Source organism: Burkholderia sp. USMB20 (genome assembly GCF_000949135.2).
In the GTDB taxonomy this organism is placed as follows: Bacteria; Pseudomonadota; Gammaproteobacteria; order Burkholderiales; family Burkholderiaceae; genus Burkholderia.
This window is the reverse complement of record NZ_JTAN02000018.1, coordinates 253,731-273,546: the sequence shown is the minus strand read 5'-3', so window position 1 is coordinate 273,546 and position 19,816 is coordinate 253,731. Positions and strand designations below refer to the sequence as shown.

The 19,816-nt window shown below is 67.8% G+C and carries 16 protein-coding genes and 2 pseudogenes; 8 read left to right on the top strand and 10 right to left on the bottom strand.

Translation table 11 applies throughout. The annotated features are described in order from the left end of the window. Positions 1 to 71: 71 nt before the first annotated feature. The 5 genes and pseudogenes from proP to PL79_RS23430 all read right to left on the bottom strand — a co-directional run bounded on the left by proP (position 72) and on the right by PL79_RS23430 (position 4,893). Positions 72 to 1,541 (bottom strand): glycine betaine/L-proline transporter ProP, encoded by a 1,470-nt coding sequence (gene proP / locus PL79_RS23450; protein WP_044847174.1) that lies wholly within the window; start codon positions 1,539 to 1,541, stop codon positions 72 to 74. A 537-nt stretch (positions 1,542 to 2,078) separates the two neighbouring features. Then, positions 2,079 to 3,146 carry a porin gene (locus PL79_RS23445; protein WP_044847175.1) on the bottom strand — a complete coding sequence of 356 codons (1,068 nt, stop codon included), beginning with the start codon at positions 3,144 to 3,146 and terminating at the stop codon, positions 2,079 to 2,081. A 225-nt stretch (positions 3,147 to 3,371) separates the two neighbouring features. Then, a pseudogene (locus PL79_RS23440) lies at positions 3,372 to 3,563 on the bottom strand (AMP-binding enzyme); the annotation flags it as partial. Further along, positions 3,554 to 3,715: pseudogene (locus PL79_RS23435) on the bottom strand (hydrolase); the annotation flags it as partial. The pseudogenes PL79_RS23435 and PL79_RS23440, both read right to left, overlap by 10 nt. Before the next feature lie 440 nt (positions 3,716 to 4,155). Continuing rightward, on the bottom strand, positions 4,156 to 4,893 hold the full coding sequence (locus PL79_RS23430) for a GntR family transcriptional regulator (protein WP_044848413.1): 738 nt from the start codon (positions 4,891 to 4,893) through the stop codon (positions 4,156 to 4,158). 159 nt (positions 4,894 to 5,052) lie between these two features. Here PL79_RS23430 and PL79_RS23425 point away from each other — a divergent pair, with 159 nt between their 5' ends. The 5 genes from PL79_RS23425 (at position 5,053) to PL79_RS23405 (ending at position 11,224) form a co-directional block, all read left to right on the top strand. Beyond that, a complete protein-coding gene (locus tag PL79_RS23425) occupies positions 5,053 to 5,904 on the top strand; it encodes a fumarylacetoacetate hydrolase family protein (RefSeq protein WP_044848414.1) in 852 nt (283 codons plus the stop codon). 43 nt (positions 5,905 to 5,947) lie between these two features. Further along, positions 5,948 to 7,738: an FAD-dependent monooxygenase gene (locus tag PL79_RS23420; protein WP_044848415.1), complete on the top strand. Its 1,791-nt coding sequence runs from the start codon at positions 5,948 to 5,950 to the stop codon at positions 7,736 to 7,738. Between the two features lie 11 nt (positions 7,739 to 7,749). Beyond that, a complete protein-coding gene (locus PL79_RS23415) occupies positions 7,750 to 8,718 on the top strand; it encodes a VOC family protein (RefSeq protein WP_044848416.1) in 969 nt (322 codons plus the stop codon). A 123-nt stretch (positions 8,719 to 8,841) separates the two neighbouring features. Further along, entirely contained in the window at positions 8,842 to 9,939 is a 1,098-nt protein-coding gene (locus PL79_RS23410) for a porin (RefSeq protein WP_044848417.1), read from the top strand. 34 nt (positions 9,940 to 9,973) lie between these two features. Further along, a complete protein-coding gene (locus PL79_RS23405) occupies positions 9,974 to 11,224 on the top strand; it encodes an MFS transporter (protein WP_044848418.1) in 1,251 nt (416 codons plus the stop codon). 45 nt (positions 11,225 to 11,269) lie between these two features. Here the strand turns inward: PL79_RS23405 and PL79_RS23400 are convergent, their stop codons facing one another. Continuing rightward, positions 11,270 to 12,625, bottom strand: a complete 1,356-nt coding sequence (locus PL79_RS23400) for an ATP-binding protein (protein ID WP_044848419.1) — start codon at positions 12,623 to 12,625, stop codon at positions 11,270 to 11,272. Next, positions 12,626 to 13,354, bottom strand: coding sequence for a response regulator (locus tag PL79_RS23395; protein ID WP_044848420.1), 729 nt, complete (start codon positions 13,352 to 13,354; stop codon positions 12,626 to 12,628). A gap of 248 nt (positions 13,355 to 13,602) precedes the next feature. Between PL79_RS23395 and PL79_RS23390 the strand changes: the two genes are divergently transcribed. Together PL79_RS23390 and PL79_RS23385 are read left to right on the top strand one after the other, a co-directional pair. Continuing rightward, positions 13,603 to 14,349, top strand: a complete 747-nt coding sequence (locus PL79_RS23390; protein ID WP_044848421.1) for a MipA/OmpV family protein — start codon at positions 13,603 to 13,605, stop codon at positions 14,347 to 14,349. Between the two features lie 277 nt (positions 14,350 to 14,626). Next, on the top strand, positions 14,627 to 14,962 hold the full coding sequence (locus PL79_RS23385; protein ID WP_044848438.1) for a hypothetical protein: 336 nt from the start codon (positions 14,627 to 14,629) through the stop codon (positions 14,960 to 14,962). A 21-nt stretch (positions 14,963 to 14,983) separates the two neighbouring features. Here PL79_RS23385 and PL79_RS23380 read toward each other — a convergent pair whose 3' ends face one another. After that, positions 14,984 to 16,231, bottom strand: coding sequence for a lytic transglycosylase domain-containing protein (locus PL79_RS23380; RefSeq protein ID WP_044848422.1), 1,248 nt, complete (start codon positions 16,229 to 16,231; stop codon positions 14,984 to 14,986). A 418-nt stretch (positions 16,232 to 16,649) separates the two neighbouring features. Continuing rightward, positions 16,650 to 17,810 (bottom strand): porin, encoded by a 1,161-nt coding sequence (locus PL79_RS23375; RefSeq protein WP_044848423.1) that lies wholly within the window; start codon positions 17,808 to 17,810, stop codon positions 16,650 to 16,652. Positions 17,811 to 18,262: 452 nt separating this feature from the next. Here PL79_RS23375 and PL79_RS23370 point away from each other — a divergent pair, with 452 nt between their 5' ends. Then, positions 18,263 to 18,847: a flavin reductase family protein gene (locus PL79_RS23370; protein WP_044848424.1), complete on the top strand. Its 585-nt coding sequence runs from the start codon at positions 18,263 to 18,265 to the stop codon at positions 18,845 to 18,847. Between the two features lie 39 nt (positions 18,848 to 18,886). Here PL79_RS23370 and PL79_RS23365 read toward each other — a convergent pair whose 3' ends face one another. Next, positions 18,887 to 19,783 carry a LysR family transcriptional regulator gene (locus PL79_RS23365; RefSeq protein ID WP_044848425.1) on the bottom strand — a complete coding sequence of 299 codons (897 nt, stop codon included), beginning with the start codon at positions 19,781 to 19,783 and terminating at the stop codon, positions 18,887 to 18,889. Positions 19,784 to 19,816 lie beyond the last annotated feature (33 nt).

The window sequence follows — 19,816 nt, the reverse complement described above, 5'->3', positions numbered from 1 at the left end:
GCCGCGCGGCATCGCGTAACGACGCAACGACTTGCGTTGCGACGTGACTGCGGCATAGCGACATTACCGCGTCATGCGCGTTCGCCGACCGGCGTGAACCGGCGGTCGCGCACGCGGCCCGCGTCGGCACCGCGGCGAATCAGGTCCTGCGCCTCCGCACGGCTCGCGACGCACGGTGCGGAGCCGGGCAGCGGCCGGCGTGCGGATTCGCGCAGCGCGAGCACCGACACGATGCCGATGAACGACGCGCCCATCAGGTAGTAGGCCGGCATCATCAGGTCGCCGGTGCGATCGACGAGCCACGCGGTGACGAGCGGCGTCGTGCCGCCGAACAGCGATACCGACACGTTGAAGCCGATCGCGAGCGCGCCGTAGCGGATCCGCGTCGGGAACAGCGCGGGCAGCGCGGACGGCATCACGCCGGTAAAGGTCGACAGCAGCGTGCCGTAAATCAGCATCCCGCCGAACACCGGCAGCATCCCGCCGGTGCGGATCAAGAGCAGCGCGGGCACCGACAGCACGAGCAGGCCGACGCAGCCGAACATCATCACCGGCTTGCGGCCGAGCCGGTCCGACAGATGGCCTGCGTAGAGCGTCATCGGCATCATCAGCACCATCACGAGCAGCACCATGAACAGGCCGTGCGTCTCGTTGAAGTGCAGCGTCGCCGACAGGTAGTTCGGCAGGTACGACAGCGCCATGTAGTCGGTCACGTTGAAGATCAGCACGAGGCCGACGCACTGCAGCAGTGGCTTCCACTGTTCGACGAGCAGCGTGCCGAACGACTGCTTCGGGCGCGATCGTTGGTCCGCTTCGCGCGCTTCGGCTTCCTTCTTGAACGCGGGCGTTTCCTCGAGCTTGAGCCGCACGTACAGGCCGACGAGGCCGAGTGGGCCGGCGATGAAAAACGGCACGCGCCAGCCCCACGACAGCAGCGCTTCCTGCGACAGCGTCGCCGTCAGGATCGCGACGGTGGCCGCGCCGAGCGTGTAGCCGATCAGCGTGCCGAACTCGAGGAAGCTGCCCATGAAGCCGCGGCGCTTGTCGGTCGCGAACTCGGCGATGAAGGTGGCGGCGCCGCCGTATTCGCCGCCGGTCGAGAAGCCCTGCACGAGGCGCGCGACGAGCAGCAGGATCGGCGCCATGATGCCGATCGACGCGTAGCTGGGGATCAGGCCGATCGCGAAGGTGCCGACGGCCATCATGATCATCGTGGCGGCGAGCACGCGCTGGCGGCCGATGCGGTCGCCGAGCGGGCCGAACACCATGCCGCCGAGCGGACGCACGAGGAACGCGGCCGCGAACGTGCCGAAGGTCGCGAGCAGCTGCGCGGACGGGCTGCTGGACGGGAAGAACACTTTACCGAGCGTGACGGCGATATAGCTGTAGACGCCGAAGTCGAACCATTCCATCGCGTTGCCGAACGCCATGGCCCCGACCGCGCGCTTGAGGACGGCAGGGTCGACGATCGTGATGTCATCCAGCTTGAGGGCCTTGCGCGAAGACCGGGCTTTCGCGGGGTGCGCTTGCGATGAACTCAATGAACGCTCCTGGAAGGCGCCTTCGCGGCCGGCCGAGCGGGTGCGCAGCGGGGCGGGCGCGGGACCGTCGGGGACGAAGGCGGTTGTCTCGGGATCGCCATGATGTCGGTGATGCGGCGCGCGGCACGCGACACCAGGCAAGTGGGTTGGTGTGAATCAGTGTAGAGAAACGGGGAACACGGACTATCGGTCATGCGCCCGGAAACCGGTCGAAAACGACACGGATGGCGCAGGCGGGCAAGTCGCCATGCCGCGCGGCGGCGCGTATGCGGCGGCAAGGCGGTACGGGTTGCGACGGCGGCGGTCTATGCCGCGATCACGGCGTGGACGGATGCGGCACGGTGCGGATCGTGTGGGCGTGACGGCGTGACGGGCAAGACGGACGTGACGGGCGGCCGGAGCGTCGCACGCGCATCCGCCCGCAACGGAAGCCGCGCCGAAACCGGATGCATCGCCGCAGGCCAGAATCGGCGAAAAACGATTCGGAGTGCGAATGCAGCGGGGCGGTGGTTCGATACAGCCACCACCGCCCGTGCATCAGAACATGTGGCGGATCCCGAGGTTCGCGCCGACGGTCGTGCCGGTGACCGCGTAAAGCGCGTTGGTGATCCCCAGCCCGGTGTTCATCGCACCGTGGTTGTTGACCATCGCGACCTGCGCGTACAGCGCGGTCGCCTTCGACAGGCTGTAGGTCGTGCCGAGCGCCGCGAGCAGCGAGTGATTGGCCGTGTCGTTGCGATCGCTGGTGAACCAGACGCCGCCGTTCAGGTCGACGGCCGGCGTCGCCTGGTAGTCGAGGCCGCCGCCGTACACGTTGTTGCTGAACGAGCCGCCGACCTTGTAGCTCGTGAACGACGCCTTCGCGGTGACCGGGCCGAAGCGGTAGGCGGCGCCGATCGTGCGCCCGACGAACGCGACGGTGCTCGGCGTCGGCGTCGGGTTGGTGCCGTCGTTGCCGTCGTAGAACGCGGCGTCGATCATGAAGCCGTCGTGCTCGTACTTGAGGCTCGCCGAATACTGGCGGCCGGCCTGGAAGTCGCCGGCCTTGCCGCCGAACGCGAACATCGCGCTGCCGGTGAGGCCTGCGATCGTCGGGCTCGTGTACGACACGGCGTTCGGGTTGAACAGGCCCGTCACCAGCACGTTGTCGACGTAGTTGATCAGCCCGCTGCCGAAGTGCGAGAAGCTGCGCGGATCCGAATCGAAGATCGCGAGCAGGAACGGCGAATACTGCACGCCGGCCTTGACCGTGCCGAACCCGCCGTCGAGCCCGACCCACGCCTGGCGGCCGAAGAAATTGCCGTTCGAATGCGCGAACGCGCCGTTGGTGACGGCGAAGCCGCTCTCGAGCTGGAATTTCGCCTTGAGGCCGCCGCCGAGATCCTCGGTGCCGGTCATCCCGAACGTCGTCGGCGTCATGCCGGTGTCGGTCATCGCGAACTGATGGCCGGCGTTCGCGCCGGTGGCCGCGTCGCGTGTCTTGCTGGTGTACAGCAGCGCGGCGTCGAGGTTGCCGTACAGCGTCACGCTGCTCTGCGCGAAGCCGCTGCTACTGGCCAGCGCGCCTGCCAGCGCCGCGCAACCGATCACGATTCTGCTTTTCATTGAGGTGTCTCCAGTGTTGTTGTACGTCGATGCATCGAACAAGGGGATGCGGCGGATGCCCGCGTGGCGGTGTCCGTCGCATGAGCCGCGCACGCAGGGTGGGGCGCGGCGGGACGCACGTGCGCGGCCGGGTGGCGGCCGCGTGCGACGCGTTCAGGGCGGGGATGGTCGCCCGAACGCGCGTGTGTCGACAGTGTCGGGTGCGGCCGGTGCCGGCCGCGTCATTCAGAGCGACCGGTTGAGCTGCTCGAGGATCGCCGGGTTCTCGAGCGTGGACGTGTCCTGCGTGATCGCCTCGCCCTTCGCGAGCGAGCGCAACAGGCGCCGCATGATCTTGCCCGAGCGCGTCTTCGGCAGGTTGTCGCCGAAGCGGATGTCCTTCGGTTTCGCGATCGGTCCGATCTGCTTGCCGCCTTCGATGCGCCGACGATGTTGTTGATCAGCAGCTGGCGATCCATCGATGCAATCGAGTTCACCTGGACCGGCTGGTAGTCGATGACGATGAACGCCGCGTTCTGCGGGGTGAGCAGGTGGTCGTTCGCGGGATCGCGAATCGGTTCGCTTGCCATGGTTCTCTCCAGATCAGGGTGGTGGGCGGCTGGGGATCACGATCGCGCCGCCCCGTCGTGCGGGCGCGATGCGATTCTGCTGTGGTGCGGTGCCGCGACGATCGAAGCGCGACGGTGCGGCGCGACCTCGACGCGGCGCGCGCCTGGCGATTCGCCGGATTCGGGTGCCGGCGAGTGTCGTCAGCTTATGCGATTCGCGCGGCGGTGCGTAGCGCGCGCGGACAGAACATAGTGTTCTCGTTCATCGAACGGCATGCGGGCGCGACCGGGCGCAGCGTGCCGCTACCATTTTCGGCATGATCAGGAGCACTGACAGGTGTGAAGGAGACGGTTGCCGCGCATGCGGCGATCGAGCGGCGTGGCGGCCGGCCCGATCCGGCGGTGCGGATCGGGGGAGTCGAAGCGGGCGGCGGGAGCGGGTGACGAACGAAACGCGCGGCCTAGCGCCGCGCGCGTGCCTTGCCGGCGGTACGCATGGCCGGCGCCGCGCCGCCGGCGGGCGCGGTGTCTTCCAGCACGAGCCGTGCGGTGGCGGCGAAGTGCGCGCGCAGCAGCTCGCACGCGCGATCGGCGTCGCGTGCGATCACGGCCTTCACGATCTCCTCGTGCTCGCGACCGACATCGCGCGTGTCCGCATGCTGGCTGCGCAGCGACTGATGCCGATAGCGCGCAGTCTGCGTGCGCAACGTCGCCGCGAAATGCTTCAGCCATTTCGAACGACAGCCGGCCAGCAGCGTCGCGTGGAAATGGTCGTGCGCGCGTTCCCAGTCGGGGTTCATCCGCGGCGGCTCGTCGACGACGGTCGGCAGGCTGTTCACCAGATGGAACGCGGCGAGCACCGACGCCTCCCATTCGAGGTTGCCGCTCTCGATCGCGTCGCGCAGCGCCTCGGATTCGATGCACTGCCGCACCGACGTGATGTCCTCGAGATCCGCGCGGGATACCGGGGTCACGCGAAAGCCGCGCTGGTCCTCCGCCTCGACGAAGCCGCTCATCGCGAGTCGCGACACGGCTTCGCGCAGAGGGATCACGCCGGCCTGATAGCGGTCGGCCAGCTCCCGGATCTTCAGCTTGGAGCCGGGGGCGAGCGCACCCGACACGATGTCCCGAAGAATGGTGTCGGCCAGCACCGACGCCATGGTTCGCGAGCCGCCGGTTACTGCGTCGTCAAACGTCATGTCCACGAATATTTCCCTCCAGATGGCCAAATTATATGCAGAACTGGAGGACGTATGCGAAGGCTAGGGTAAACATGCAAAGACGAAAATATATATATTTTCTAAATTTGTATCTAAATCGCGGCCAGCCCGGCGGCGACCCCTTGATCTGGAGATGTCATGCGTTACGTGAATTTTTCGCCCGATGGCCGCAAACGGATGCTCGGCGTGCAGCGCGACTCGACCATCGTGTCGCTCGGCGATGCGACGCTCGAACAGTTGCTCGCGAGCGGTACCGACCTGGCCGGCTTCGCTGACCGGCAGACATCGGCCGGGCCGACCTTCCACGTCGACGAGGTGACGTGGCTGCCGCCGCTCACGCGGCCCGGCAAGATCATCTGCGTCGGGTTGAACTATGCCGACCACACGAAGGAAAGCCCGTACGAACAGCCTTCCTATCCGACGCTGTTCCCGCGCTTCACGACGAGCCTGATCGGCCACGGTGCGCCGATGATCAGGCCGCGCGTGTCCGATTCGCTGGACTTCGAGGGCGAGCTGGCGGTCGTGCTGAAAAGCGGCGGCCGTCACGTGCCGAAGGCGCGCGCGCTTGATTGCGTGGCCGGGTATTCGGTGTTCAACGACGGGTCGGTGCGCGAATACCAGTTCAAGGCGCCGCAATGGACCGTCGGCAAGAACTTCGACGGCACGGGTGCCTTCGGCCCCGCGCTCGTCACCGCCGACGAGCTGCCGGCGGGCGGCGCCGGGCTGCGGCTGGAAACGCGGCTGAACGGCAAGATCGTGCAGTCGGCAAACACGAGCGACATGCTGTTCGACGTCGCGACGCTGATCGCGATCGTCAGCGAGGCGATCACGCTGGAAGCGGGCGACGTGATCGTCAGCGGCACGCCGGCCGGCATCGGCTGGGCGCGCGACCCGAAGCTGATCATGCGCGACGGCGACGTGTGCGAGGTCGAGATCGAAGGGCTCGGCATCCTGCGCAATCCGGTGCGCGACGAAGACGCGGCGCAATGAACGCCGGCCGTTGAACGGACCCAATCAAGAGACTGAGGAAGACATGAGACAGATTCGAGTTCCGGTGTTGGTGGTCGGCGCAGGGCCGGCCGGGCTGACGACCGCGGCATTGCTCGCGAAATACGGCGTCGAGGTGCTGGCGATCACGCGTTATCCGGGCACCGCCCATTCGCCGCGCGCGCACATCACGAACCAGCGCACCGTCGAGGTGTTCCGCGATCTCGGCATCGAGGCGCGCGTGCAAGCGCTCGCGACGCCGAACGAGCTGATGACCAACAACGTGTGGGCGACCAGCTTCGCGGATCGCGAGATTGCACGGTTGCAGACCTGGGGCACGGGCACGAAGCGCAAGGCCGACTACGAGGCAGCCAGCCCGTCGCAGATGTGCAATGCGCCGCAGCATCTGCTCGAGCCGGTGATCCTCGGCGCGGCTCGCGAGTACGGCGCGCATATCCTGTTCAACACCGAACTCGTGTCGATTCGTCAGACGGACGACGCGGTGATCGCGCAGCTCGTCGACGTCGTGACGCGCGAGGAGATCGAGGTGATCGCCGATTACGCGGTCGGCGCGGACGGCGCGCAAAGCCTCGTGGTCAAGCAGATCGGCTTCGAACTCGACGGCGAAATGGGGCTCGGCTGCGCGGTGAACTGCTGGCTCGAGGTCGACCTGGAGAAATACACCGCGCACCGCCCGGGCGTGCTGTACTGGATGAGCCAGCCGGGCAGCGACTACTGGGTCGGCAGCGGCACCTACATCTGCGTGCGGCCGTGGAACGAATGGGTGCTGCTCTTCATGTACAACCCGAAGGACGGCGAGCCCGACCTGAGCCACGACGCGGTGATCGCGCGGGCGCGCGCGACGATCGGCGACCCCGAGATCCCGATCCGCGTGAAGGCGGTGTCGAAGTGGACGATCAACCGGATGGTCGCGCGCACGATGGTGAAGGGCCGCGTCGCGATCGCCGGCGACGCCGCGCACCGTCATCCGCCGGCGAACGGGCTCGGCTCGAACACGTCGGTGCAGGACGCGTTCAACCTCGCGTGGAAGCTCGCGATGATCGTGAAGGGGCAGGCATCGCCCGCGCTCTTGCAGACCTATTCGGACGAGCGCCAGCCGGTTGCCGAGACGGTCGTGAATCGTGCGATCAAATCGGTCGGCGAGATGCTGCCGATCGCGAAGGCACTCGGCTTCTCGGAAGGGCAGAGCGCGGAAGAAGGCTGGGCGTCGCTCGACGGGCTGTTCGCCGAGGACGACGCTGGCCGGAAGCGCCGCAAGGCGCTCGCCGATGCGGTCGAACTGCAGAACTACCAGTTCAACTGCCATGGCGTCGAACTCGGGCAGCATTACACGTCGTCCGCGATCGTGCGCGACGGCGCGACATTCCCGATTCCGTCGCGCGACCCGGAGCTTTACTATCATCCGACGACGACGCCGGGCGCATCGATTCCGCATGCGTGGATCCAGCACGGCGGCGAACGGGTGTCGACGCTCGACCTCGTCGGCCGCGGCGCGTTCACGGTGCTCACGGGCGCCGGCGGCCAGGCGTGGCTCGATGCGGCGCAGCGGGTCGGCGACGAATTCGGCATCGAGATCCGCGCGGTGTCGATCGCGCACGGCACGCGGACCTTCGACGTGTACGGCGACTGGGCGCGGCAGCGCGAGATCGAGGATCACGGCTGCGTGCTGGTGCGGCCCGACCGCTTCGTCGCATGGCGTTCGGAAGCGCTGGCCGACGATCCGGCCGGCGCGCTGCGCCGCGTGCTGTCCCGGATTCTCGGCGGCACCGGGCAGGCACGCGCGCGGGCCGACGCGGTCGCGCTCGCCGAAGCGTAACGGAGGCCGGCATGACGACTGAAACGACGACGACGGCTGCGGCGAATGCGACACGCAAGCGTGCCGCATTCGGCATCCACAGCATCGACCATTTCTCGCTCGACGTGCCGGGCCTCGCGGACGCCCGTCGGTTCGTGACGGCATTCGGCTTCGACGTCGAGGAAGCCGGGCACGCGCTGCGGTTGCGCACGGAATCCGGCGGCCACGTCTGGGCGACCCTGCGCGAAGGGCCGCGCAAGCGGCTCGCGTATCTGTCGCTGAACTGCTTCGCCGACGACTTTGCGCCGCTGCGCACGCAGATTCTTGCCGCGGGCGGGGGCGCGGCGGCGGCGCCGGCAGGGCAGGCGCCGGACGACGGTTTCTGGTTCGAGGACCCGGACGGCAACCTGCTGCAGTTGAAGGCGGGGGCGAAGACGACACCCGCATGCAAGCCGGCGCCGCCGCGCGCGACCGGCATCCGGCCGCAGCGCGGCGCGCTGTTTCGCGGTGACGCCCCGATCGTGCATCCGGCGCGGCTGTCGCACGTGCTGATGTTCACGCCGGACATCGGCCGGGCGATCGCGTTCTACGAGCAGGCGCTCGGCCTCGGCCTGTCGGACGGCGCCGCCGGCATCGTCGCGTTCCTCCACGCACGCCACGGCAGCGACCATCACCTGATCGCATTCGCGCAGGGCACCGCGAAGGGCTGGCATCACAGCGCATGGGATGTGCCGGCCGTCGACGACGTCGGGCTCGGCAAAATGCAGATGCAGCGGGCCGGTTACGTGGAAGGCTGGGGCGTCGGGCGCCACGTGCTGGGCTCGAACTACTTCCAGTACGTGCGCGATCCGTGGGGCTCGTTCTGGGAGTATTCGGCCGACATCGACTATGTCGGTGCGGGCGTCGAGTGGCCGGTCGGCGATCACCCGCCAGAGGACTCGCTGTACCTGTGGGGGCCGGACGTGCCGGGCTATTTCTTCGAGAACACCGAAGCCGGCTGAATCGTCGCACCGCATGCCGCCGGCTTGCGCCGGCGCGCGCTCGTCGGGCCGCCCGGCCCGACGCGTCAGGCATTTCATTCTCGCCATATCAATCAGTATAACGAATTACATTTGGAGATCAGGATGGTCAGCAAGAAGACCTGTGCAATCGGCGTGCTGGCGCTCGGGCATGCGTGCGCGGCATCCGCGCAGAGCAGCGTCACGCTGTTCGGCCTGCTCGATGCAGGCGTGAGTTATGTGAGCAACGAAGGCGGTCACGGCGTCGCGAAATTCGATGACGGCATTTTCACGCCGAGCATGGTCGGGCTGCGCGGCAGCGAGGATCTCGGCGGCGGCATGCATGCGATCTTCCAGCTCGTCAGCCAGATCGCGATCGGCTCGGGCACGACGATCGGCGACGGGCTGTTCGCGCGCACCGCATTCGTCGGCTTGCAGCACGACCGCTACGGAACGGTCACGCTCGGCAACCAGTACGAGTTCATGGCCGACACGCTGTTCTTCGGCGGCGTCGACGCGGCGCGCGACGTGGGCGGCCTGTACAACCTGCGCAACGGCCCGTTCCAGAAGCTCGCGTTGCCCGGCAACCCGACCGGCGCGTTCGACTGGGACCGGATGGCCGGCAGCCGGCGCGTCGCGAACGCGGTCAAGTACGTGAGCCCCGTGGTCGGCGGGCTGAAATTCGGCGCGCTTTACGGCTTCGGCGGCGTGCCCGGCAGCATCGGCGCGAACAACACCGTGAGCGTCGGCGCCGACTATTCGATCGGCACGTTCGGCGCGGCCGCCGCCTATACGAACGAGAAATACGGTGCGCAGGCCGGCTCGCCCGCGACCAGCGTGCGCAACTGGGGCGCCGGGCTGCGCTACGGATTCGGCGCGGCCAACCTGAGCGCGCTGTTCACGACCGTGCGCAATGCGGCGTCGGGCGGCGCCGCATGGATGAGCGAGGTCGGCGGCACATGGAAGCTGAACGGCGCGACCACGCTTGGCGCGGACTACATGTACATGAAGGGCAACGCGACGCTCGATGACAACCACGCGCACCAGCTGACCGCCACGATCCAGTACCGCTTGTCGAAGCGGACGATGGTCTACGCGAGCGGTGCGTGGCAGCGCGCGAGTAGTGGCGCCCATGCGCAGATCAACGGCGTGCTCGAGCCGGACGGTGCATCGTCCGGCGCGAACCAGGCGATCGCACGCATCGGCATGCATACCGTGTTCTGACCGCGCGGCACGCGCACCCCTTTGGAGAAACCAGATGAATCACGCACGCGTGTCCGACCGGGACACCTCGTACGAATGGAAGATCGTCGCGCTGCTCGCGCTCGGATTCGGGCTCGTCGGCGTCGACCGCTTCATGATCATGCCGCTCTTTCCCGTGATGATGCGGGACCTGAAACTCGACTACCAGGATCTCGGTCACATCACGGCGGCGCTGTCGGTCGCGTGGGGCGTGTCCGCGCTGCTGACCGGCAACCTGTCCGACCGCTTCGGTCATCGCAAGGTCATCATTCCGGCGATGCTCGCGTTCTCGCTGCTGGCCTGCGCGAGCGGGCTCGCGTGGGGCGTCGGCAGCCTGATGGCGATCCGCGCGGTGATGGGCTTCGCGGAAGGGGCGTACACGCCGTCGAGCATCACCGCGACGCTCGATGCGTCGGATCCGGCGCGCCACGGCCGCAACGTCGGCATTCAGCAGGCGGCGCTGCCGCTGCTCGGCCTGGGCATCGCGCCGGTCGTCGTCACGCAGCTGATGCGCGTCGTGCCGTGGCACTGGATCTTCGCGATGGTCGCGGTGCCGGGGCTCGTTGTCTGCGCGCTGACGTGGAAGGTGCTGCGCGATACCAGCGCCGAGCGCGCGGCCGCGCATACCGGCACGGTCGATGCCGGCCGTCATCGCTGGCGAGACGTGCTGCGCTACCGCAACGTGCCGCTGTGCTTCGTCGGGATGCTGTGCTGGCTGACCTGCCTGATCGTGCTGAGCGCGCTGCTGCCGAACTACCTGACCGACTACCTGCACCTGGGCCTGCAGCAGATGGGTTTCGTGCTGTCCGCGACCGGCATCGGCGGCACGCTCGGCGGGCTCGCGATGCCGGCGCTGTCCGACCGGATCGGCCGCCGGCCCGTGATGGTGCTGTCGGTCATCGGCGCGTTCGTGTCGATGTGGGTGTTTTCGCGCACCGGCGCCGAGCCGGCCGCGCTGTTCGCGGGGCTGCTGGCGACGATCTTCTTCGTCTTCGCGATGATCACGCTGACGGTCGGGCCGATCAGCGCGGAAGCCGTTCCGGCGCAACTGATGACCACGGCGTCCGGGCTCGTGATCGGCGTCGGCGAGATCTTCGGCGGCGGCATCGCGCCGTCGGTCGCGGGCTACGTCGCGAAGCACTTCGGCATCCAGTACATCATGCAGCTCGGCATGGGCGCGTTGGTGCTCGGCCTGTTCGTCGCGCTGGCACTGAAGGAAACCGCGCCGGCGCGGGTCACGAGGACGGTTTCGCTCGCGGAGTCGTGACGGCGTGACGGACCGGCCGGCCGTCGCTGCGCTTGGCGCGCGTCGTTACGGCGTTGCCGTGCCGGCGCGCACGTGCTCCGTGCGCGGTGGCGTGTCGCCGAGGAATTCCGGCAATGCCCGCGGCGGCAGCGAAATCACGAAGCGGGCGCCGCCGAGCGGCGAATCCTCGAGCCGCACGTCGCCGCCGTGCACGAGCGCGACGCGTCGCACGATCGCGAGCCCGAGGCCGAACCCGCCCGTCTGCCGGTCGCGGCTCGAGTCGAGCCGCTGGAACGGTTCGAACACGCGCGCGCGTTCGGCGACCGGGATGCCGGGACCGTCGTCGTCCACGCTCAGCACCAGCGCGCCGGACGCGTCGTGCGTCGCGGACAGCAGCACGGTGCGCGACGCATAACGTGCGCCGTTGCGGATCAGGTTCAGCAGCGCCCGTGCGACGAGTTTCGGATCGCACACGTGGGTGGCGGGCGCACCGGTCGTCGACACGCCGAGCGTGAGGCCGCGGTCGGCGACGTCGTTCGCGACGTTGCCGGCCACGCTGTCGATCAGCGCATCGACGGCGACGTCCATCGGCGCGAGTTCGCTTGCGCCTTGTTCGAGCCGCCCGATCGTCAGCAGCTCGGTCACCAGCTCGTCGAGTTCGCGCACGTCGCGCCGCAGTTCGTCGCGGCGCTCGCGCATGCGGCCGCTTTCGTCGGATTCGGCGAGCAGCGCGAGCCCGAATTCGAGGCGCGCGAGCGGCGTCTTCAGCTCGTGCGAGATGCCGTGCATCATCTCGCGCTGCTGCTTGATCGACGCCTCGATCCGCTCGGCCATGTCGTTGAATTGCTGCGACAGCGCGTAGATGTTCGAGCGCCCGGACAGCTTCACGCGCGTCGACAGGTTGCCCGCGCCGAACGCGTGCGCGGCGGCCTGCAGCTTGCGCAGGTCGCGCCAGTGATACGAGGTCCACAGCGCGACGGCGAACAGGGCCGCGAGTGCGGTCATCCCGTATGCGTAGATCTGGATGTCGAGGTCGGCCGGTGCGATCGGGCGGGCATGCAGGACCGAGCCGTCCGCGAGCGGCATGTAGTAATTCCTGCGGTCGTAACTGATCGCGATCCGGCCGGCGTCCAGATCGCGCAGCGGCCCGCCGCGCAGTTGCGCACGGGCGTCGGCCATCGTCACGAAACCGAATCGCTCGTTGCCGTGCTGCGCGAGTTCACGCAGCGCGAGGCTGCGCTTGCCGCCCGGATGGCGTTCGAGGTAATCGTTCAGCACGAACGCGTAAGTGGTCAGCGCGTTGCGCTGCGCCTGCGCCACGCGCTCGTAGAAAATCCTGTTGAACGACCATTGAATGAATACGATCGAGGCGGCACAGCACAGGATCACGATGAGGTACAGCTTGATCAACGGGCGCAGCATTTAGTCGTCCCACGCGGAAGGGCTGAACAGGTAGCCGCGGCCCCAGATCGTCTTGATCCGTTGCGGCTCCGACGAAGCGTCCTCGAAGCGCCGGCGCAGCTTCGAGATGCCCGAGTCGACCGAGCGGTCGAGCCCGTCGAATTCGATGCCGCGCAACTGCTTCAGGATGTCGTCGCGACTCAGCACGGTGCCTGCCGCTCGCGCGAGGATCAGCAACAGGTTGAACTCGGTGGTCTTCAGGTCGACGAGTTCCCCGCGCCACGTGACCGTGCGGTTCGGCGGCGAGATCGTCAGCTCGCCGAACACGAGGGCGTGCGGCTGCGTGTGGGCCGCCGGTTCGGACGCGGCAGGCTGCGCGCGGCGCAGCAGCGCACGGGCGCGTGCGACGAGCACGCGCGGCTCGATCGGCTTGGTCACGTAATCGTCGGCACCGGTTTCGAGGCCCGCGACCTGGTCGTACACGTCGGCGCGCGCGGTGAGGATCAGCACGGGCACGTTGGTGAACGCGCGAATGCGCCGGCAGACTTCCATCCCGTCGAGGTTCGGCAGCATCAGGTCGAGTATCACGAGCGCGGGCTGATGCTCGCGCACCGCGGCGACCGCGAGATCGCCGCGCCGTATGACCGTCACCGCGAATTCATAGTTGTCGAGATATTCGCGCACGAGCTGCGCGAGGCGGTCGTCGTCCTCGATCAGCAGCACACGGTATTTGAGCGGATTGTCGTTCATGGTCTCCTCGGTTGCGCGCGTTCAGCCTCTCCATGCCGATGAATGCGCGGCCGGCGAATTCTATCCGGCGTGGCGGCCGCCGGGGCCGCGATACGACAATCGGGAACAAACGATCACAATTGAGCACACATTTGCCGCAGATTCAGGACAGTGCTGCCGCGCCGTCGTACCTAGACTTCGGGCTCCGTCACTCTTGTCTCGACATCGTGAGTCCATCCTTCCGCTCGCTGCGCTCGTTGCGCTATTGCATGCCGCTTGCCGGCCTGACCCTCGCCGCCGTCGCCCACGCCGAAAACCAGTACGCGATATCGCTCGGCGGCGGGTTCGCGCCGCGCTACCAGGGCAGCAACCAGTATCGCGCCGTCGTCGCGCCGTCGTTCTCCGCGATGTTCGGCAACGGGTTCTTCATCGACACGGCAGCAGGCGCCGGCTACCGTTTGAACCTGCCGAACGGGGCGTTCGTGTCGGCAGCGCTCGGCTATGCCGCTGGCCGTTCCGACGAAAACCGTTTCGACCTGGCGGGTTCGGATCACCTGAAGGGGATGGGCCGGATCCCCGGTTCGGTGCTCGTCGGCATGCGTGCGGGCGTGCAGCTGCTCGATGGCGGTGAACTGAGCGTCGCCATCGATGCGCCGGTCACGCATACGTCGCGCGGCTTGTCCGGCCACGTCGATCTCGCGGTGCCGGTATTCAAGGCCGGCCGCCACGATATTGTCGTGACCGGCAGCGTGCATGCCGGCACCGGGCGCTACATGCAGACGTTCTACGGCGTGACCGACGCGCAGTCGGCGACGAGCGGCTTCAGGCCGTATTCGACGAGCGGCGGGGTCGACAGCGCAACGCTGTCGCTCGCATGGAACTGGGGCGTGTCGCGGCACTGGTCGGTGCATGCGACCAGCGGCTTCACGCGGCTGCTCGGACGCTATGGCGACAGCCCGATCGTCCAGACGCGCAGCAACTACTTCGGCATGGCCGGCGTGACGTACAAGTTCTGACGCGGCCGGCATGATTCGCCAGCGCCCCGTCCGGGGAGCACGACTTCGCCGCGGATCGGTGCGGTAACATGAAGGCGGCTTCGGCTTCGGCTTCGGCTTCGGCTTCGGCTTCGGCGTCAGGCTGTCGAGGCGACTGCGCGGAGCCGATTCGACTCGAACGGATCGCGCAATACGGTGCCTTACCGGCCGGTGGCGCGCAGAACCCATCATGGATCCAACGCCCGGTGCGTGCGCGCATCCCGCACCTGCCGCGCCGGGCCGCGACAGGGAGAAACCGATGAAGAACACGATCGCGATGCTCGCGGCACTCGTTGCGAGAGCAACCTTTGCGGGATGTGCGGACATGAACACGAAGCACCCCAACGCCACCGCCGGCGGCGCGGTGACGAACCCCGCGCCGTCGAGCGCCGTGAACGCGTGCAAGGCGGACGCCACGCCGGACGACGCGCTGATCGGCAAGACCGAGGCCGATGCGGCCGCGCTGCTCGACGGCTGCCTGTGGCGCGTGCTCGAGCGCGATGGCCAGTCGTTGCCGGGCACGATGGACTATCGCGAGGAGCGCCGCGACCTCGGCATTCGTGACGGCAAGGTGATCTGGGTGCGGCGCGGGTGAGGGATCGGGCCGGCCCGAGCGTTACTTCGAGATGTACCAGAGCGCGTCGGTGCTGACGCGTGCGCCCTGCTTCGTCGCAGCGGGCGCCTGAGGTGTCGCAACCGGCGGCGGCGTGTTCGACGTCACTGCGGTGGGCCACGTCGCAGGCGTGTTCGACGCGGTCGATGCCGTCGACGTATTGGCCTGACTCGAGGTTGCTGCCGAACCCGACGTGGACGCCGTGTCGATATACCAAAGCGCATCGGCCGATGCGGTGCGCTTGGCCGCTGCATCGGCGGTGTGTCTGGATGCGGGCGCTGCCGTCGCCGTCGCCGCCGTGGCGGCCGTCGCCCCCGAACGCTGCGTGCCCGCTGCGGGTGCCGCGCCCGCCTGAGCGGTCGTCCCCGTCGCGCCGCGCTGCGCGCGCGCCTCGAACGGCCCGAGCTGGAAGATCAACGTTTGCGCGGGACGCGTCAGAACGGCATACGGGAACTGCAGTTCCCACGACATCAGCACGCGGCCCGACGACGTCTCGGTGAAGATCGCCGGCACGTGCTTCATGTCGCTGAACTGCACGTAGATCCGCGCGCCGTCGTCGAACACCTGGGTCGGCTTGGCCTGGTCGGCACCCGTGACGGTCCAGCCGAAGTTGTACGTGCCGGCCGGGCCGGCCGGCCCGCCTTGCGGTTGCGGCGGCGGCGCGGCAGGCGCGAGCGTGCGGGGCCGTGCGACCGGCGGTGCCGACACGCTCAGGCTGGCGAACGGGTTGTACGCCTGCACCTGTTGCGGCGGCGTGAAGGAGGGCGGAAGGATGGGCATGGGAGTATCCGGCGAATCCGGCATGGTCCGGATTGCATCATAGACCTTGCGCGCATACGCGAGGCGCTTGTCGGGCGACGCGGCGTTGTACGCGCCGATCGCGTTCCAGTTGGCGCCGAGCTGGCGGATGTTCTGCGACAGGATCCACGCGCCGACGTACGCGTTGGTGCACGCATCGAACAGGCTTTCCCGCGTGATGCCTTCGCGCGCGAGCGTCGGCAGCCAGGTGCTGTTGATCTGCATCAGGCCGATGTCGACGGTGCCGTTCGTGTTGGTGTTGACGGCGTTCGGATTCATCCCCGATTCGACCTGCGCGATGCCGCGCAACAGGCTCACGCTCACTTTCTGGAACGTGGCCGCGTCGTCGAGGCAGTCGGCCCGCGCGAACCCGTGCAGCGCGCACGACAACACGATCGTCGCGGCGATCTTCGGCGTGGCTTGGCTGATCGAACGGGCGGTCTGACGCGGCATGGCAGGATGGGGCGGAATCCGGCCGCCCGGTGCAAGGAAATTACGCAGACGCGAAGTGTGCCATAGCGCGCAGGCAAATGGCTCGCGTCAAACTTTCCTTTGCATTTGCCGGCGGATTTGTCGCGGATTTTCGCCGGCGCCTGTATTCACGTGCGACAGGATGGAATCGGTAAAAAGGGCCGATTATCGTGCGCATGCCGGCGTGCGGCCGCTATCGAAATACTGACGCCACGCGTCAGTTGCGCGGCGAATGCGGCAATGAATGGTGCAGCGAAACGGACGATAAAAGGCGCGCCGGTGCGCGGGTCATAGAAACGACGACGGCGGCCGCAGCCGCCGTGTCGATGCATCCTCGACTCCCGAAATCCGGTATCGACCGGCCGGCCGCGCGATGCCGCACGCAGCCGGCCATCGTCGATCAGAAGCGGTGACGCAGGCCGAGGTTGACCATCGTCTGCGAGCTCGTGCCCGCATAGCCGTACGAACCGATCGACGCCTGCGCGGCCATCGCCCCGCCGTTGCCGTCGCCGGTCTGGCCGCTCGCGTGCTGGTACGCGGCGGTCAGGTACACGTCGGTGCGCTTGGACAGCGTATAGTCCGCGCCGGCCGACACCTGGTGATAAGTCGCCGACGTATCGCCGCCCGAGCGCGTGTAGCTGTAGCCGAGCCCGACGAGCAGCGCATTGGTCGCCTGGTAGTTCACGAAGCCTTGCCCCGTGTTGTAGTGCTCGTTCGAGTTGAACACCGAGCTCGCGTCGCGGCGGTACTGCGCATTGCTGTAGCCGAGGCCGAACGTGAACGGGCCGGCCACATACTGGCCCGCGATGCGGGCGATGCCGATCGAATGCGCGCTCGCGTAGCCGGTGTTGATCGGGCCGTCGAAGGTGCCGTCCGACGAGCTGGTCCAGCCGTTGCGCAGCCCGTTCGACGCGGGGCTGTTGGTCGCGTGGAAGTACCCGCCCGCGACGCTGAACGGCCCGTTGTTGTACGACACGGCGGCCGAATACGACTGCGCGGCGCCGGTGCTGCCGGCGATGCCGCCGAACGAGTACATCGCCGAGAACTGCAGGCCCGAATACACGGCCGACGTGTACTTCACCGCGTTGTCGACGCGGAAGCTGTTGTCGTAGTTGTCGACGTCGCCCGGCGTCGCGAACACGCTGCCGAGATAGTTGTCGGCGGTGATGCCCTGCACGAGGTCGATGAGCGGGTCGTACTGGCGGCCGAACGTGAGCGTGCCGTAGCGGTCGCTCGACAGCCCGACGAACGCCTGCCGGCCGAACAGGCGGCCGCCCTGGCCCTGCCGGCCGCTGCTCGGGTCGAAGCCGTTCTCGAGCTGGAACAGCGCCTTCAGCCCGCCGCCGAGATCCTCGCTGCCTTTCACGCCCCAGCGGCTGCCGGAGAGATTGCCAGCGCTGCTGTTGCCGAGCATCCACGCGTTGTCCTTGCCCTGCGAGTGATTCACGTACGTGATCGACGTGTCGATCACGCCATACAGCGTGACGCTCGACTGCGCATGCGCGGCGGGCATCGCCGCGAACGACGCGAGCGAAATCAGCGAGAGGGTCGTGCGTTTCATTTCATCTCCTTGCGATTGGCCTGTTTTCTTGAACCGGAATGGCAGGAGACTACCGAGCCGCAGACGAACGGCAAAAACGAAATTCTCCGATGTGACATAAAGCCGACAGATGCATGCTGCGGCAAGGTCCATTGAGAGATTCACATTATTGAGAATCGTGCATCAATCGATTTGAATTTCGAGATGGCGCGACTGGCGTATTGCCGGAATCGTGATAATTCCGCGCGATTTCCAGTCGAATTTCGACGACGATGCATGGGTCGTCGATTCATCAATTGATTATTTAACGAATCGAATCGCGCGATGCGGGCCGAGTGTGTTATTGCGCGCACCGCGCGAGCGATTTGGGTGTGACGCAGCGCGCCCGCGCGCGCCGTCAGCGGCGATCGGCACGGAGTGCGAGAATGCTGGCCTCGGCCGGCACGCGTCGTGCCGCTCACCAGGGAACCCGCATGGACAGTCACATCGCTCCGGTGGAGCTGAAGAAAGCCTACCGTCTTCTCAACCACGGCCCGACCGTGCTCGTGTCGGCCCGTCACGACGGCGTCGACAACGTGATGGCCGCCGCGTGGGCCTGCGCACTCGATTTCCTGCCGCCGAAGCTGACGGTCGTGCTCGACAAGTCCGCGAAGACGCGCGAGCTGGTCGAGCGCAGCGGCACCTTCGTGATCCAGGTGCCGACGGCCGCGCAGCTCCAGCTCACGCACGCGGTCGGCAGTCACAGTCTCGCCGAGCGGCCGGACAAGCTGCGCGAGGCGGGCGTCACGCTGTTCGACGTCGCCGGCCATGACCTGCCGTTCGTCGCCGGCTGCTCGGGCTGGCTCGCGTGCAAGCTGATTCCCGAGCCGCACAACCAGCAGGCCTACGACCTGTTCATCGGCGAGGTGGTCGGCGCATGGTCCGACACGCGCGTGTTCCGCGACGGTCACTGGTATTTCGAATCGGCCGATCCGGCGCTGCGCAGCCTGCACTACATCGCCGGCGGCAACTTCTATGCGATCGGCGAATCGCTGCACGTCGATCCGGACGCGCAGTAGGCAGAAAGCGGGCTTTCGTTCGCGATTCGGGCGCGCGGTTCACGCGCGCTTGTTCAATTCCGCCAGCATCACGTCGGCGAACGCCTGCGCGACGCGGGACAGCGTGCGCCCGCGCTTCGCGACGAGCGCGATCGGCCGCACGAACGCCGGGTCGTCGATCGGCTTCGCGACGAGGTCGGGCTCCGCGCGCACCTCGCGCGCGGCGGCCGGCAGGATCGTCACGCCGAGGCCGCCGCGCACCATCGCGACGGCCGTCATCATGTAGGTCGGTTCGCACGCGATGTCGGGCGTGCAGCCGGCCGCTTCCAGCGCGGCATCGACGACGCTGCGCACGCTCGTGCCCTGTGCGGTCAGCACGAGCGGCACGGCGGCGACGTCGGCGGTGCGCACGCGCCGCTTGCGCGCGAGCGGATGATCCTTCGGGCACACGGCGACGAGCCGGTCGGCGCCCGCGTACAGCACGTCCAGCGACGCGTCGAACGCGTCGCCGCCGGTCAGCCCGAGATCGGCTTCCTCGTTGCGCACCAGCGCGGTGACGAGGCTCGCGACGCCGTCGCGAATGTCGAAGCCCGCACGCGGCACGTCGCGCCGGAACGACTGGATCAGCTCCGGCAGCAGGCTGGACGCAAACGTCGGCAGGCACGCGAGCCGCACCGTGCCGCTCGCGCCTTCGCCGAGCGCCCGCGCATCGCGCAGCACGCGCTCCATGTCGTCGAGCGAGCGCTGCAGCAGCGGCAGCAGTTCGCGCCCGGTCTGCGTGAGCGCGACGCTGCGGCTGTTGCGGTCGAACAGCCGCGCGCCGACGATTTCCTCGAGCCGGCGGATCTGCACGGTCAGCGCCGGCTGCGACAGGTGCAGCCGCGCGGCGGCGCGCGTGAAGTTGCCGGCCTGCGCGACGGTGACGAACGCGCGAATGTCGCGAAGGTTCAGATCCATAACGGTTCGTGATTGCTGCGATCAAATCATTTC